Origin of the sequence: Streptomyces sp. NPDC032161 (assembly GCF_040636995.1) — a bacterium.
Taxonomy (GTDB): Bacteria; Actinomycetota; Actinomycetes; order Streptomycetales; family Streptomycetaceae; genus Streptomyces.
The window spans coordinates 1-13,560 of sequence record NZ_JBEZVN010000044.1; the positions used below are offsets into that span (position 1 = coordinate 1).

Annotated in this window: 12 protein-coding genes and 1 pseudogene; 12 read left to right on the forward strand and 1 reads right to left on the reverse strand. The window is 66.8% G+C overall.

All coding sequences use genetic code 11. From position 1 onward, the window contains the following. Positions 1-310, forward strand: a 310-nt coding sequence (locus AB0E67_RS32800; protein WP_362033751.1) for a transposase, incomplete at its 5' end; no start/stop codon positions are given. A 63-nt stretch (positions 311-373) separates the two neighbouring features. Here AB0E67_RS32800 and AB0E67_RS32805 read toward each other — a convergent pair. After that, positions 374-973 (reverse strand): annotated as a pseudogene (locus AB0E67_RS32805) (sugar transferase); the annotation flags it as partial. 229 nt (positions 974-1,202) lie between these two features. Here AB0E67_RS32805 and AB0E67_RS32810 point away from each other — a divergent pair. The 11 genes from AB0E67_RS32810 (at position 1,203) to AB0E67_RS32860 (ending at position 13,534) form a co-directional block, all read left to right on the forward strand. Continuing rightward, the gene (locus AB0E67_RS32810) at positions 1,203-2,201 is read left to right on the forward strand and encodes a UDP-glucuronic acid decarboxylase family protein (protein ID WP_362033754.1); all 999 of its coding nucleotides are present in this window, start codon (positions 1,203-1,205) and stop codon (positions 2,199-2,201) included. 892 nt (positions 2,202-3,093) lie between these two features. Next, the gene (locus AB0E67_RS32815; RefSeq protein WP_362033757.1) at positions 3,094-4,371 is read left to right on the forward strand and encodes a DUF1972 domain-containing protein; all 1,278 of its coding nucleotides are present in this window, start codon (positions 3,094-3,096) and stop codon (positions 4,369-4,371) included. A 5-nt stretch (positions 4,372-4,376) separates the two neighbouring features. Next, positions 4,377-5,555 (forward strand): glycosyltransferase family 4 protein, encoded by a 1,179-nt coding sequence (locus AB0E67_RS32820; RefSeq protein WP_362033760.1) that lies wholly within the window; start codon positions 4,377-4,379, stop codon positions 5,553-5,555. A 31-nt stretch (positions 5,556-5,586) separates the two neighbouring features. Continuing rightward, positions 5,587-6,495: a phosphotransferase gene (locus AB0E67_RS32825; protein WP_362033763.1), complete on the forward strand. Its 909-nt coding sequence runs from the start codon at positions 5,587-5,589 to the stop codon at positions 6,493-6,495. Positions 6,496-6,547: 52 nt separating this feature from the next. Beyond that, positions 6,548-7,750 (forward strand): glycosyltransferase family 4 protein, encoded by a 1,203-nt coding sequence (locus AB0E67_RS32830; RefSeq protein WP_362033765.1) that lies wholly within the window; start codon positions 6,548-6,550, stop codon positions 7,748-7,750. A gap of 1 nt (position 7,751) precedes the next feature. Beyond that, complete coding sequence (locus AB0E67_RS32835; protein WP_362033767.1) at positions 7,752-8,360, forward strand: hypothetical protein; 609 nt, start codon at positions 7,752-7,754, stop codon at positions 8,358-8,360. After that, a complete protein-coding gene (locus AB0E67_RS32840) occupies positions 8,357-9,604 on the forward strand; it encodes an O-antigen ligase family protein (protein ID WP_362033770.1) in 1,248 nt (415 codons plus the stop codon). Before AB0E67_RS32835 ends, AB0E67_RS32840 begins: the two co-directional genes overlap by 4 nt. A 12-nt stretch (positions 9,605-9,616) precedes the next feature. Next, entirely contained in the window at positions 9,617-10,462 is an 846-nt protein-coding gene (locus tag AB0E67_RS32845) for a DapH/DapD/GlmU-related protein (RefSeq protein WP_362033773.1), read from the forward strand. 106 nt (positions 10,463-10,568) lie between these two features. Beyond that, positions 10,569-11,162, forward strand: a complete 594-nt coding sequence (locus AB0E67_RS32850) for a hypothetical protein (RefSeq protein WP_362033776.1) — start codon at positions 10,569-10,571, stop codon at positions 11,160-11,162. Positions 11,163-11,267: 105 nt separating this feature from the next. Further along, entirely contained in the window at positions 11,268-12,197 is a 930-nt protein-coding gene (locus tag AB0E67_RS32855) for a glycosyltransferase (protein WP_362033778.1), read from the forward strand. Positions 12,198-12,238: 41 nt separating this feature from the next. Then, on the forward strand, positions 12,239-13,534 hold the full coding sequence (locus tag AB0E67_RS32860; RefSeq protein WP_362033781.1) for a hypothetical protein: 1,296 nt from the start codon (positions 12,239-12,241) through the stop codon (positions 13,532-13,534). The last annotated feature ends 26 nt before the right edge of the window (positions 13,535-13,560 follow it).

The following is a 13,560-nucleotide window of genomic DNA, read 5'->3' on the forward strand; positions in this document are numbered from 1 at the left end:
GAAGCCGGACAGTCTCGCCGCGGACAAGGCCTACAGCAACGGGCCCTGCCGTGACCTCCTGCGGCGCCGGGGCATCCGGCACACCATCCCGGAGAAGACCGACAGCCAGGCCGCCCGCCGGCGCAAGGGCTCACGCGGCGGACGACCACCCGGCTTCGACGAAGAGCGGTACAAGAAACGGAACACCATCGAGCGAGCAATCAACCGCCTCAAGCAGCACCGAGCCGTGGCCACCAGATACGACAAACGCGGCTACGTCTACCTCGGCACCGCCACGGCAGCAGCACTCGTCATCTGGCTCCGAACATGATCGACCGGACAAGTCCTAGGCTCGGGCGCTCAGGTTGCCCCGGGGTCCGTCGGGCCTGCGCACTCAGTAGGCACCGTCACCGCGCAGCACGGCTGGTAGGGTCCGGAAGAGGATCGCCAGGTCGAGCCTGAGCGACCAGGTGTCGACATAGCGCAGGTCCAGACGCAGGGCGTCCTCCCAGGCCAGGTCGGATCGGCCGCTGATCTGCCACAGCCCGGTGAGCCCCGGCCGCATCTGCAGGCGATGGCGTGCCTTCCCGGTGAACGCCGAGTCTTCGACTGGCAGCGGTCGAGGACCGACCAGGGACATCTGTCCCTTCAGTACGTTGACCAACTGCGGCAGCTCATCCAAAGAATAGCGGCGCAACCAGCGTCCAGCCGCGGTTACACGCGGGTCGTCACGGACCTTGAACAGATGTCCGTCCGATTCGTTGCGAGCCGCCATGGCCTCCCGCAATGTCTCGGACCCGACTCGCATGGTGCGCAGCTTGAGGACCTGGAACTCCGTGCCTCGCCACCCCGTTCGTCGTTGGCGGAAGAGCACGGGGCCCGCAGTGTCTACCCTCACGGCAATGGCGGCTGCCAGGAGGATCGGCGCCAACAGCAGGAGCAGGACGGCGGCCCCGACCAGATCGATGGTGCGTTTGACCGCTCGGCCTGTCCAACGCGCGTGCCCAAGCGGGGCGGCCCGATGGCGAGCCGCCTCTTCAATGAATACCGACATACCATTCCTCTTTTTGCAGAATTGGACAGAACAGGTGAAGTGCTCCTGTCTAAGGGCATGTCAACCGTCATGATGTCTCAATTGACCCATAACTGAGTACTGATCTTCGGCAATGACACTGCAACTTGCTCCCGTCAAGTCTGGTGTGGGGGCAACCGAGAGGACCTGCATGCGTGCAGTAGTGACGGGTGGGGCCGGCTTCATCGGGTCCCACCTGTGTGAGCGACTGATCCACGAGAACCACGACGTGGTCTGCGTGGACAACTTCGTGACCTCCGATCCTGACAACGTGGAACACCTCACGGACGACCCCCGCTTCCAGCTGATGCGCCGGGACATCACCCAGGACCTGGACGTGCCCGGCCAGGTGGACGCCGTGTTCCACCTGGCGTCCCCCGCCTCGCCCGCGGACTACATGAGGCTGCCCCTGGAGACGCTTCGTGTGGGGTCGGCCGGCACCTGGCGCGCCCTGGACCTGGCCGCCGCGAAGGGTGCACGCTTTCTGCTGACCTCCACTTCGGAGTCGTACGGGGACCCGCTAGTTCACCCCCAGCCAGAGAGCTACTGGGGGCATGTCAATCCAGTCGGCCCCCGCTCGGTGTATGACGAGGCAAAACGCTTCGGTGAGGCACTGACCATGGCCTACCGCAGACACTGCGGTGTGGATGCCAAGATCGTGCGCATCTTCAACACCTTCGGCCCGCGGATGCGCGCAGACGACGGGCGCGCCATCCCCACTTTCATCGACCAGGCGCTGCGTGGAGAGCCGATCACGGTCACTGGTGACGGCAGCCAGACCAGGTCGCTGTGTTATGTGGACGACTTGGTCGACGGGTTGCTGCGCATGCTGGCGAGCGACCACGGAGGCCCGGTCAATCTCGGCAACCCCCATGAGGTCACCATGCTCGAGCTGGCGCAGTGGATCAGCAAGTTGACCAGGGCCAGCTCTGAGATCACGCTGATCCCGCGGCCCCAGGACGACCCGGAACGTCGCCGTCCGGACATCACCATGGCCCGCGAGCTACTGGGCTGGGAGCCCGTGACCCCAGTGGAACACGGCCTGTGCGACACCATCACTCATTTCCGGTTCCGCCTGGCCTCCGGGGACTTCACGGAACGCACGAACCTGGCCGTACCGTCACCACTGACCCACTCGGTTCGCTCATGACCGCCCGGACGAGCACTCAGTCGGCAGGGAGGGCTCAGGTCACTCCTGCGGTCGATGGTCTGGGGGCGCCCATCACGGCTTACGCCCGCGAGAATGCGGCTCGCTACGTCCTGCGGCTCACCTCATGGGTGCCGCGAAGCACGCCAGGTTCGGACCGACGCCCCAGACGCCCTCTCCAACCCTGCGCCGCAGCGGACTTCGCCTCTCCAACACCCACACGCTCGCCCTCGCGGACCAAGACATGGAACTCGAAAGCCTTCTCTGCTTCGCCTCTTTGAAACCTTCGACGGTCAGTCAGCCGTATGGGCGGGCCGACTGCTCCGTAGCGATACGACCCTGCCGATCACGCGGATGTACGGCCCCGACCTCTTCTGCCCGTCTTCGGGCGGAGCCAGAACACGGACGTGCGCCACTACCTTCTCAAGTGCTGGACGCGCTGCACTGGGAAATGCGGCGGCGGACTTCGTCTGGGTGGGGCTCGGCCCCCCGGGACAGGATCGCCGGCTCGTGGACCTGCGCGCACAACTGCCCGTGTTTCCACGGGGGGCAGCCCTTGACTACGTCGCTGGCACCGTTCTGGAGGCGGCACAGTGGGCTGGAGTGGGCGTTCCGTCCCGCTTGCGAGTCGCCCCGCCAGCGGCGGCGCGCTACCTGCTCGGCTATGTGTGGTTTCCGCGGAACCCGGCACGGCAGACCGCGGGTGGTGGAGGCGCCGCTGGTGCGCTCGCCGCCACCGGAAAGTGAGCCTCGTGGCGCCCGTCGGCCCGAGTGCCCCGTCGCACCGGACAGGCCATCTGGAAGCGGACCCGAACACCTCGCCCCCGCCCCCGGCTTTCCCCAGCACTGACCATCGCATGTTGAGAGAACTCGGCCGGCCTGTTCAAGGAGCGTCATGCACGACCCAGCGCATCACACCACCGCCGCGAAGTCGCCGGGCAACGGGAACCGAGTTGATGAGATGCGCAATCTCCAGAGCCCCGTACGCCTCGATCTGGGCGTCTTCGGAGCGAGGGGCATCCCGTCGACCTACAGCGGCTACGAGACGTTTCTCACGGTCCTCCTGCCCGAACTGGCGGCGCGCGGGCATCAGGTCACGATGTACTGCCGCTCGGGCGAAGTCGAGCACACTCCTTCGTACCAGGGAGTGAAGAAAGTCTTTCTGCCCGCCATCGCCTCGAAGCAGCTCAGCACGCTTTCCCACGGCGCGCTTTCCGCTCTTGCTGCACGTCGTGCCCAGCACGACGTCGTCCTGGTGGTGAACGTCGCCAACGCCGTCTTCTGTCTCCTCACCCGGCTTACCGGGCAGCGCAGCGTGCTCAACACGGACGGCCAGGAGTGGCTTCGTGGCAAATGGGGCCGCACGGCTCGCGCCTATTTCCGAGGATCGGCGCATATCGCCCGCTGGAGCGCCTCGGCTCTCATCGCAGACGGGATCGGCATGTGTGACATCTATGAGCAGCAGTTCAAGGCTGAGTCGACCGTGATCCCATACTGTTGGACGGAGATCGACCACGAAGAGCGTCTGGAAGCGCTCGACTCACTTGGAGTGTCTCCCCACGGCTACTTCCTCATCGCGGGCCGGCTGGTCCCCGAAAACAACATTCATCGCGTTGCTTGCAGCTACCTCGCCAGCGGTGTGCGCACGCCGTTGGTCGTTCTTGGTGCCGCGAACTACGACTCGCCCGTCACCCGGGAACTCCGCGAGCTTGCCGACAAGGATTCACGCCTGATCCTCGGCGGTCACATCACGGACCGAGCCGCCTACGCCACGATGGTCCGGCTGGCCCGTGCCTACTTCCACACCCACTCGGTCGGCGGGATCAACCCCTCCCTCCTCGAGGCCATGGGGTGCGGTGCACGCATCATCGCCCTGGATACCGTTTTCAACCGGGAGGCTCTCGGGGAGGCCGGCGAGTACTTCTCCGACTTCGACCACACGCTTCCTGCCTTGATGCGCCGCATTGATGACACGAGCGGCGTCGACGGCGAGCTTCGGGCCCTCGCCGTCAAGCGAGCCAACGGCCGATTCAGCCTCGAGCAGGTCGCGGATTCCTACGAACGGCTGCTCATGACGGTGGTTCGAAACCCTCGTTGGCGACGAACCGCGCTTGAGACGCAGTGGGCGGAGAAGGAAGCCGGCAGCGAGGCGACCCTGGAACCGGTCCGGTGACGGGGGTGAGTGGCCGACGGGTCCTGGCGGTCAACCCGTCGGCGGACCTGTACGGCTCTGACCGGGTCTTCCTCGATGCGATCCGATCGCTGCGTGGATCCGGTGCCTCGGTCGAAGTGATCCTCCCTCGGCAAGGAAGGCTGGCAGAGCACCTGGAGGCCCACTCCGTCCCGGTCCATACTGTGGACTTCCCCATCCTACGACGCTCACTGCTCTCTCTCCGGCCGCTGGCCGCCCTCGCTGCCCAGGCCTGGCCGACGGTGCGTGGGCTGGCCGCGTCCATCCGCTCCCTGGCTCCGGACGTCGTCTACGTCAACACCATCACCCTGCCGCACTGGATGGCCGCCAGCCGGAAGGCCGAGGTTGGGGTGATCTGCCACGTCCACGAACTCGACCAGCTTCCCGGCCCGTTGGCTTCCGCCCTCCTCAGCCCGCTTTTGCTGGCCGACCGGCTGGTCGTCAACTCGAAGGCCACTCGACGCTATGTTCGGAGCCGGCTGCCGCGCGTCGGACCCCGAGTGTCGCTTGTCTACAACGGATTCGACATGCCCGCGACGCTGCCGTCGCCTCCGGCCTTCGCCTGCCCGCGCCGTCTGCTGCTCGTCGGACGCCTCAGCCCACGCAAGGGCCAGGATCTTGCCATCAAGGCGCTGTCGCTGCTCGTTGCGCGGGGTCATGACGTCGTACTAGACCTCGTCGGGGACACTTTCGATGGTTACGAGTGGTATGAGGAGGACCTGAGAAGGCAGGTCGCCTCGCTCGGCTTGGCCGATCGCGTCGGGTTCGACGGCTATCAGACCGACACTTCCTCCGCCTACGCCAAGGCCGACGTGGTCCTCGTCCCCTCCACCCTCGAGTCGTTCGGCAACGTAGCGGTCGAGGGTCTGGCCGCCGGGAGACCAGTCTTGGCAACCGCTGTCGGCGGCCTTCCCGAGATCGTGGAGGACGGTGTCAACGGCTTCCTCTTCCCGCCCGGTGATGCGGCCACGTTGGCGGACGGGGTCGCCCGCCTCCTCTCGGACCCGGCGAAGGCGGCGGCCATGGGCGCTCAAGGCGCCCGAGCGGTGCGCGCTCGTTTCGGTAAGGACCGATTCGCCCAGGGACTGTCCGGAGCGGTCGCCGCGGTGAGCCCCTTGAGAGTCCCGGAAGTTGCCCCTCAAGTGCTGTCGCCGACGCGGCGATAGGTCCGGCACAACCGATTTGAGGCTTCCAACCATGAAGCAGTTCTCCTTGCGCTCTCGCGTCGTGGGAAATCCTTCCTCCAGGGCGGCAGCACGTCAGATGGTCGCGATGTGCCCGGCCAACGGGCGTCGGGGTCTGGCCCTCCAGCGGGTGGCCTACCGCGTCGTCCGTGCCGTTCCGTCGCTCGGACTCCGACCTGCCGGATCGTGGCCGCTGCCGATTTCCCTCGAGAGCTGGGCGGCGATCGAGGCCCGTATCCGTGACGCCCGGGGGCTGGCCGCCGGTGCGGTGCTCTGGCACCTCCCGCCCGCCGACCAACCCCAAGTGAAGTTCGGTGCCTTGCTTCTCGACCCTGCTGACCTCCCTCAGGCATTCGCCCGAGTGCTCCTGACCCGGGACGTCCCGCGGTTGGCTCCCCGAGTGTCCGAAGGGGACCGAACGGGCATCCGTTGGCCGATGCGGCTGAGGAAGTTCTCCCATGACGGTCTCTCGGTGGACCTGTTGACGGCCACGCCGGCCGGTCTTCACGTTCCGGTCCACTTGGGCCTCCGCGCTGTGATGGATCTCTGCGCCGACATCGACGACGCGTTCGGGGTGCCGGAGCGTCCCGCCGGTGTACCGGCCGATTGGACCCCAATGCACGGTGACCTCGCCCATTGGAACCTCCGGCGATATCCGACGGGGGACATCCACCTGCTGGATTGGGAAGGCAGCGACTGGGCTCCTCCCCACGCCGATCTCGCCCGTTTCATCATGACGGCACCGAACGGCCGGCAGCTGGCTGGTGACCTCCCCAAGCCGTTGCGTCCCGATCTCGAAGAGGCGGCGCTCTTCTGGTTGGACCGTGGTGCAAAGGCGGCTGAGGGAGAAGTCCCGGCGTGGGTGGAACGCAAGCACGCTGATCAAGCCGCCAACCTCTCCGGCTTGCTGGCCGCGAGGTGAGCGTGCTCTCCGCAGCCCCAGGCAATCGGAACGATCGAGAGGATCTTTCGCGATGAAGGTTGTGATGTCGGCTTATGCCTGCGACCCGGACGAGTCGTCCGAGCGTGGCATCGGGTGGTGGTGGGCTTCCGCCGCCGCCGAACGGCACGAGGTTTGGCTCCTCACGCGCCACCGGAGCCGACCGGCCATCGAGCGCGCCCTCGAGGCAGATCCGCGGCCCAACCTGCACCCCGTCTACGTCGATGCCCCTCGTTGGGTCCGTTCGCTGAAGCGAGGTGTCTGGGCGCTGTACCCGTACTACGTGATCTGGCAGGCGGTGGCCCGGGCCGAGGCCCGTCGTCTCCACCAGGACATTCGTTTCGATGTCGCCCATCACGTGACGTTCTCGATCGACTGGCTGCCGTCGGGCATGGCGTTCTGCCACGGCCTCCCCTCGGTGTGGGGTCCGGTCGGGCCCGGCGTCACCTCATTCCCGTTCCGGATGTGGAAGACGTACGGCCCTCGGTGGGCCTTCTCGGAGACGCTCCGGTGCATCGTCACGACAGCGGGCTCGTGCACGTTCGGCTCGTGGACGGCCAAGCGCGCCACTGTGATCATCGCTCAGAACAACGAAGTGGCCAAGCGGTTCAAGGATCACCCCAACCTCGTGGTCGAGCAGAATTCCGTGGTGGATCTGCCGCCGGATCTCGTCGGGTCCTCGGCGTCGTTCGGTGACAGGACCCGGCGAGCCGTCTTCATCGGCCGCCTGATCCCGTCGAAGGGCCTTCGGGCCGCAGTTGGCGCTCTGGCACAGCCGGCCGCCTCCGGCTGGACCCTCGACGTGTACGGCCGAGGTCCCGAGCGCGAGCCCAGCCTGGCTCTCGCTCGCAGGCTCGGCGTCGACGACCGCATCACGTTCCACGGTGTCGTGGACCGGTCCGAGGTCTTCACGGCGCTCCATCAGGCCGACGCGCTGCTGTTTCCCAGCAGTCGGGAATCGGCCCCGGGAGTGGTTGCCGAAGCCGTCACCTCCGGTTGTCCCGTGATTTGCCTCGACACCAGCGGCCCCGGAACGGTGGTGCAGCCGGGCCAGGGAATCAAGCTCGCGCCGTCGGCCGATGTCTGCCTGTCGCTCGCCCAGGCGCTGAACCAGGTCGGTCCCCGGCACGCCGGTGATGACCGCTGGACCGCCCGACGGATCCCCTATCTGCTTGACCGGTGGTACGCCATGGCCGTCGGTGCCTCCTCTTCGGTTCTCGCCGGAAGGGCGGCCTGAGGTGTTCGTCGCTCTCGTCGGTCCCGACGGGGCCGGAAAGACGACCGTGGCCGGCGCCCTCGAGCGGGCGGCGCGGGCAAGCGGGCGCCGCTTCGTCTATGTCCACTGGATCCCGACGACGGCCGCACCGCCCACGTCCATGCCGTCCACCACCGTCACCCCGCCACCGAAGCGGACCGGACCGGCTCCGGCCGGCCTCTCGCACCGTGTGCTGTCCGTGGGCCGGCTGTGCAGAAACCTCGTCCGGTTCTGGGCCGGCTACGTCATGGGCATGCGCCGTCATGTGGCCGGTCTCCGGGGGCCCGATGTCCTCGTTGTCGCCGACCGTTGGATGTACAACTACATCGCCCAGCCGGTCAGCGTGGCTTACCACGGTCCCCCGGCACTCGCGCGTCTGGCGATCTGGCTGGCCCCCCGCCCGGACCTGACCGTCGTGCTCGATGCCCCCGCCGATGTGATCGTGGCCCGGAAGCAGGAACTCACGCACGACGAAGCGGAAGCCGAGCTGGGCCGGTGGCGTCGGCTCTCCCCTCCGAACGCCGTGACCCACCTCGACGGAACCCTCTCGCCGGACGTTCTGGCTGAACAGATTCTGGACGTGATTGCGTGAGCACTGGTCTCCCTGTGGCGAGCATGCGGCGGGCGCACTGCGCGGATGCCGCCGAAGAAGGCCAGGCGTCGACGAAATGTCTGACCCTGGCATGGGTGATCGCCGTCGCCACCAGCATGCCGTGGTCCGGGCCTGCCGCCGCCGAAGGCGGTGCGGCAACCTTGTTGAAGTTTTCATTGCTGGCGCTCGCCACCCTGCTCGCTTATGCAGGGCGCAGGCAGGGGGGCTGGCCGAGATCCGTGAAGGCGCTGCTGGTCTACTGCGCTATCGCCGCGGCCGGCGGCCTCCTCGGCCCGGACTTCGATGTCTCGTTCGTCCGCTCGGCTCGGTTCTCGGTGCTCCTGGTCGTGAGCGCCTGGGTCATCGCCGGGCTGGACTCCCGGCGCCTCCTCGTGATCTACGCACGGGTTGGGACCGTGTTCGTCGGCGCTTCCCTGCTGGCGATGCTGTTGGGCCTCAACCCTCTGAGGTCGGGCCGGTTGTACGGGTTTCTACCGCCGACCCATCCGAACAACGTCGGCGCGATCGCCGGCCTGGCGCTGATCACGCTGTTCGTTCCGTGGGCGAGAGGCGACAAGCTCGCGCGGTGGCAGGGCGTCAGCCTCCTGCTGCTCACGGTCGGTGTGGTCGTGAGCGGATCCCGCACGAGCATCCTGGCCACCGCATTCGGTTTGTGCGTGGCGCTGGTCCAAAGGAGCACTCGGGGCAGGGGAGTGCCGGTCCTCTACTGCTGTGTGCTCCTCATCACGCTCAACTCCCTTTTCGGGAACCCTCTGCACTCGCTCTACACCCGGGAGAGCGCCCGCGGTTCTGAGTTCATCGACATCACGTTCACCGGGCGGTCCGAACGCTGGGAGACTGCTGTCGAAGTGGAACGAACGGTCCCGCAGACCCTGTTCGGGAAGGGGATGGCGCTCAAGAGTGTGCCGAGCCCGCATGCCTTCACCGCCGAGGAGCCGCTGGATGGCTCGTGGGTCTCGGCCTTTGTGCAGGCAGGTCTGCTGGGGCTCGCCGCTCTCCTGGTCGGGTTCGTACTTTTTCTCACCGCCGGCCGGGGCACGCTTCGGCGGCTCCGTGACCCGGTGCTGCTCGGAGTCGTTGGCTTTGTCGTCCTGCACTCGATCTTCGAGAGCAGCCTGAACGACGTCTCGGTGGTGCTGCCTGCTCTGCTCGCCCTTGGCGCAACCCGGTCGAGCGCCCGGGCGGATGACGCGCTCACCCCAAGCGTTCCCAGGCTGGCTTAGGAGAGTTCTGATATGAGCGGTCTTGACGCTGGGATCCGCAAGGCGGCTGAGTACGCCGCCAGCCGGATCAAAGGTAGCGAGTACCGGCTCGATCCCGACCTGCCGGTGGCTTCGGTCGTTGGAATCAGCAGCCGTCGCTCCCTGGGCATCCTGCGCGGCCTCATTCGCGGCATCGGCCTGCGCAAGTCGCTCTGGAGCGCGTTGTGCGTCGGCCGAGGTGTCAGTCTCCGCAACCGTCGCATGATCAAGGTCGGGAAGGGAGTGACCGCCGGGCGCGGAGCCGTGCTCGATGGTCTGTCGCGCCGGGGGCTGGTGCTCGGGGACAACGTCACCATCGGGCCGTACTCGATCATCGAGACGAGCGGAGTCATCACCGACCTCGGGGAGGGGTGTGTGATGGGCGCCAGGTCGGCCATCGGCTCCCACTCGTTCATCGGTGCCGCCGGCGGAGTGTGGATCGGGGAAGACGTGATCATGGGGAACCGGGTCAGCTTCCATTCGGAGAACCATGTCTTCAAGGACACCAGCCGACCGATCCGCGACCAGGGTCTGACCCGTGAGGGGATCACGATCGATGACGACTGCTGGGTCGGCGCCAACGTCACCTTCCTCGATGGGGCGCGAGTGGGGCGAGGCTGTGTCATCGCCGCCGGAAGCGTTGTCCGTGGTGAGATCCCGCCGATGAGCGTCATTGGCGGAGTCCCCGCGAAGGTCATGAAGATGCGAGAAAGGGCGGAAGTCTATGAATCTCCAGCTCGAGGCACTGCCGTGGGAGTCGTTGCTGGCGGAGTTGACGGACAGCGTTCCGGACTGGACGGTCTTCAAGCATCTGGACCGCGCCCTGAGCGGACGGGGTGATCTCGATGCCGCCGCGCCCCGCCACTCCTGGGGCGGCGTCACTGCTACGGTTGCCGACTGGTTTCTCGGGTCGCGACCGGACGCGGTGGTCGTTCCTTGCGACCACGTGTCCGACGTCCGAGTCCTCCTGCTAGTCGATCCGGACCGCCTGCCGGTCGTGGACGAGGTCGACCTCCTGTCGGTCAGCAGCCTCAAGGGCGCACCGTGGGCGAGAGCCGAGGACCTGGCGTCGCTGAGCTCTGTCGGCCCTTACGGCCGGACCCTTCGGCCAGGAGCGCAGACAGTGGTCCTGGCTCTGATGTACGGCCTTGACTACAAGGGCAATGTGCGCATCCCTGACCGGGAGCTGGCCGCCGTCCGTCGAGGGGCATGTGAGGATCCGGAGGGCGTGGATCTCGCCGTTCGGGTACTCCTTCCCAAGATTGCCGGTCGGTGGGCCGGTCGGGTGGCCGCGGACATCCGCTCGGAGACGGGCGAAGTGCGCCGGTCCAGAGCCCTTGTCGCGGCGCTCCTGGCCTCGGCCCTGATGCACCCCGTCCACTTGGTCTCGCGCCTTGAGTTCCGGTCACGCCGCCCGTGCCCCGTGGCCGAGCTCGCTCTCCACCGAGGCCGTCGGCTCCCGCCGGACGATCTCGAGCGGTTCCTGACGGATGTCTCGGTGGAGCATCGAGTGATCAGGACGGTGTCGGTGCCTCGCTGACCTCCCCTGCCCCGGTGGTCTCCCCCGGAGCTCAAGAGAACGGCCGAATCAGCCGACATTGTGGGCATCTGTGCTGATCTTAGAGAGGCGACCATGCTTGTATCAGTGATCATCCCTCTGTACAACACAGAGAAATACATCGGAGCCTGTCTCGCGTCCGTCCTCAGCCAGACGCATCAGGAGTTCGAAGTCATCGTGGTGGACGACGGGTCCACCGACGGTGGCGCGGCGATTGCAGAAGGCATCGGCGACGAGCGTATTCGTGTCGACCGAGGCGCGAACAGGGGCGTCGCAGCGGCCCGTAATCGCGGTCTCGCCCTGGCCAGGGGCGAGATGGTGGCTTTCCTCGACGCTGATGACCTCTGGTATCCGGCGAAGCTGTCCGAGCAGATCAGCCTCCTGCGGAATGATCGCGGTCTCGTCGCGGTGGGCGCGGTCTTCCAGTATCTGTCAGGGAACGGACGCGTACTTGGCCGGATGGGCCAGGAAGTTCGGGATGCCGACTCTCGAGAGCGTCTGCAGCGGGGGCGGCTGATGCCGTTCCCGATCTCTTCCCTGGTCGCCCGGACCGACATTGTGCGGGCCGCTGGAGGGTTCGACGAGTCACTTCCGCCCGTCGAGGATCTCGACCTCATGACGCGGCTGGCGTTGGCGGGGTCGGTTGCCACGGTCATGCGTCCGCTCGGCGCCTATCGCGTTCACAGCGACTCCGCATCAGCTCGTCAGCACGCCAGGATGAAGATGCTCACGCGCTTCGTCGAGAAGCGGTCCGAGGCCCGGCTCGAGGGCCGGCCGGCACCCGCCCTGGAATCGTTCGTGTCCTCGTATCGCCTCACGAGGGCGCAGCGGCGGCGGGATGGTGCGGCGCGACGATTTCGTGACGCCGGCCTGCTGGTGATGGAGGGACGGTACGTCAGGGCGAGCGCGCTGTGCGCTGCCGCCCTGGTGGCCCGACCCTCGTATACGCTCCGCCGGATCGCGATGCGCCTTCCGGTTCGTCGTACGCCGAGTGCCGTTGCCCACGCCGGAAACTGAACCCCCAAGCTCGCGTTCACCACTCGGCGAAGGAAACCCGAATGAAGAATGCAGCCTCGGCTCGTGCAGCTTGGGGTCTCATCGACCAAGCGCTCTCCAGCGCGAGCAATTTCTTTGTCAGTGGCTTGGCCGCTCACTCGTTGGCGCCGGGGGAATTTGGCGCTTTCGCACTGGCCTTCGCGGTATATCTGCTCCTGCTCGGCGTGTCCCGAGCTCTCTGCACGGAACCGCTCGCCGTCCGATATACGGCTCGGGAACAGGACGTGTTCGACGCCGGAGTACGACGGGCCGTAGGGTCCGTCACCGTGCTCAGTTTATTACTCGGTGGTGTCTGTCTCGCTGCCGGTCTACTCATCGGCGGCTCCCCTGGCGGGGCTCTGGTGGCGCTGGGCGTCGTGGCTCCCGCACTTCTCGTACAGGACGCCTGGCGTTACGTCTTCTTTGCTTCAGGGCGAGTGCGATCAGCGGTTCTGAACGACTTCGTATGGGTTCTCGTGCAGGTCGGACTGTTCGGGCTGATGGCGGGGGGTGCGTTGCCCAGGTCGGGTCCGATCATGATCGTCGCCTGGGGGGTCGGTGCAGGGCTGGGTGCCGTCCTCGGTCTCCGCCAGTCCCGGCTCGTTCCGGCTTGGTCCAGTCTTTCTGGTTGGCTGCGCGAGCACTCCGACCTCGGCGGGCGCTTCACCGGCGAGTTCATTGCCGCCGCCGGTGCCGTGCATCTTGTCAGCTTCGGCATCGGGGCCACAGCAGGGCTGGCAGCAGCCGGCAGCATTCGGGGCGCGCTCCTGGTGTTCGGGCCGCTCAGCATGATCCTCATGGCCGCTGGTGTCGTTCTGCTCCCCGAGTTCGTTCGAAACACCCGCCTCTCGGTGGACGTCCTGACAAGAAGCGCGCGCTTGGCGAGTTGGGCCCTTCTCGGGTTGAGCGTCGTCTGGGGATTGTTCTGTCTGGCGACACCAGCCCCCATCGGCCAGCGCCTTCTCGGTCAGAACTGGCCTGGCGTACGGTCGATCCTGCCGCAGATCGCCGTGATGATGTGCGGGACCAGCGCGTCCGTAGGAGCGACACTCGGCCTCCGAGCGTTGGGCGCGGCCCGCCGTAGTCTTCGGGCCCGGCTCAGCATCATCCCGGTCACGATCGTTGGCGGCGTCCTGGGCGCCGTCTGGTGGGATGCGGCCGGAGCGGCCACGGGCTTTGCTGTCGCGAGCATCACCGGCGGAGTCATCTGGTGGCGGCACTTTCGCGCCGCTGTCGGGGAGTGGCGTCTGGCCGCCGAAATCCCATCAGTGAACGCCGCTGAAACTGGGGCGCCACGGTTAGAGGCGCCGGCGCCGTAATCATTTTTTGTTCAGACTCTGAAGGA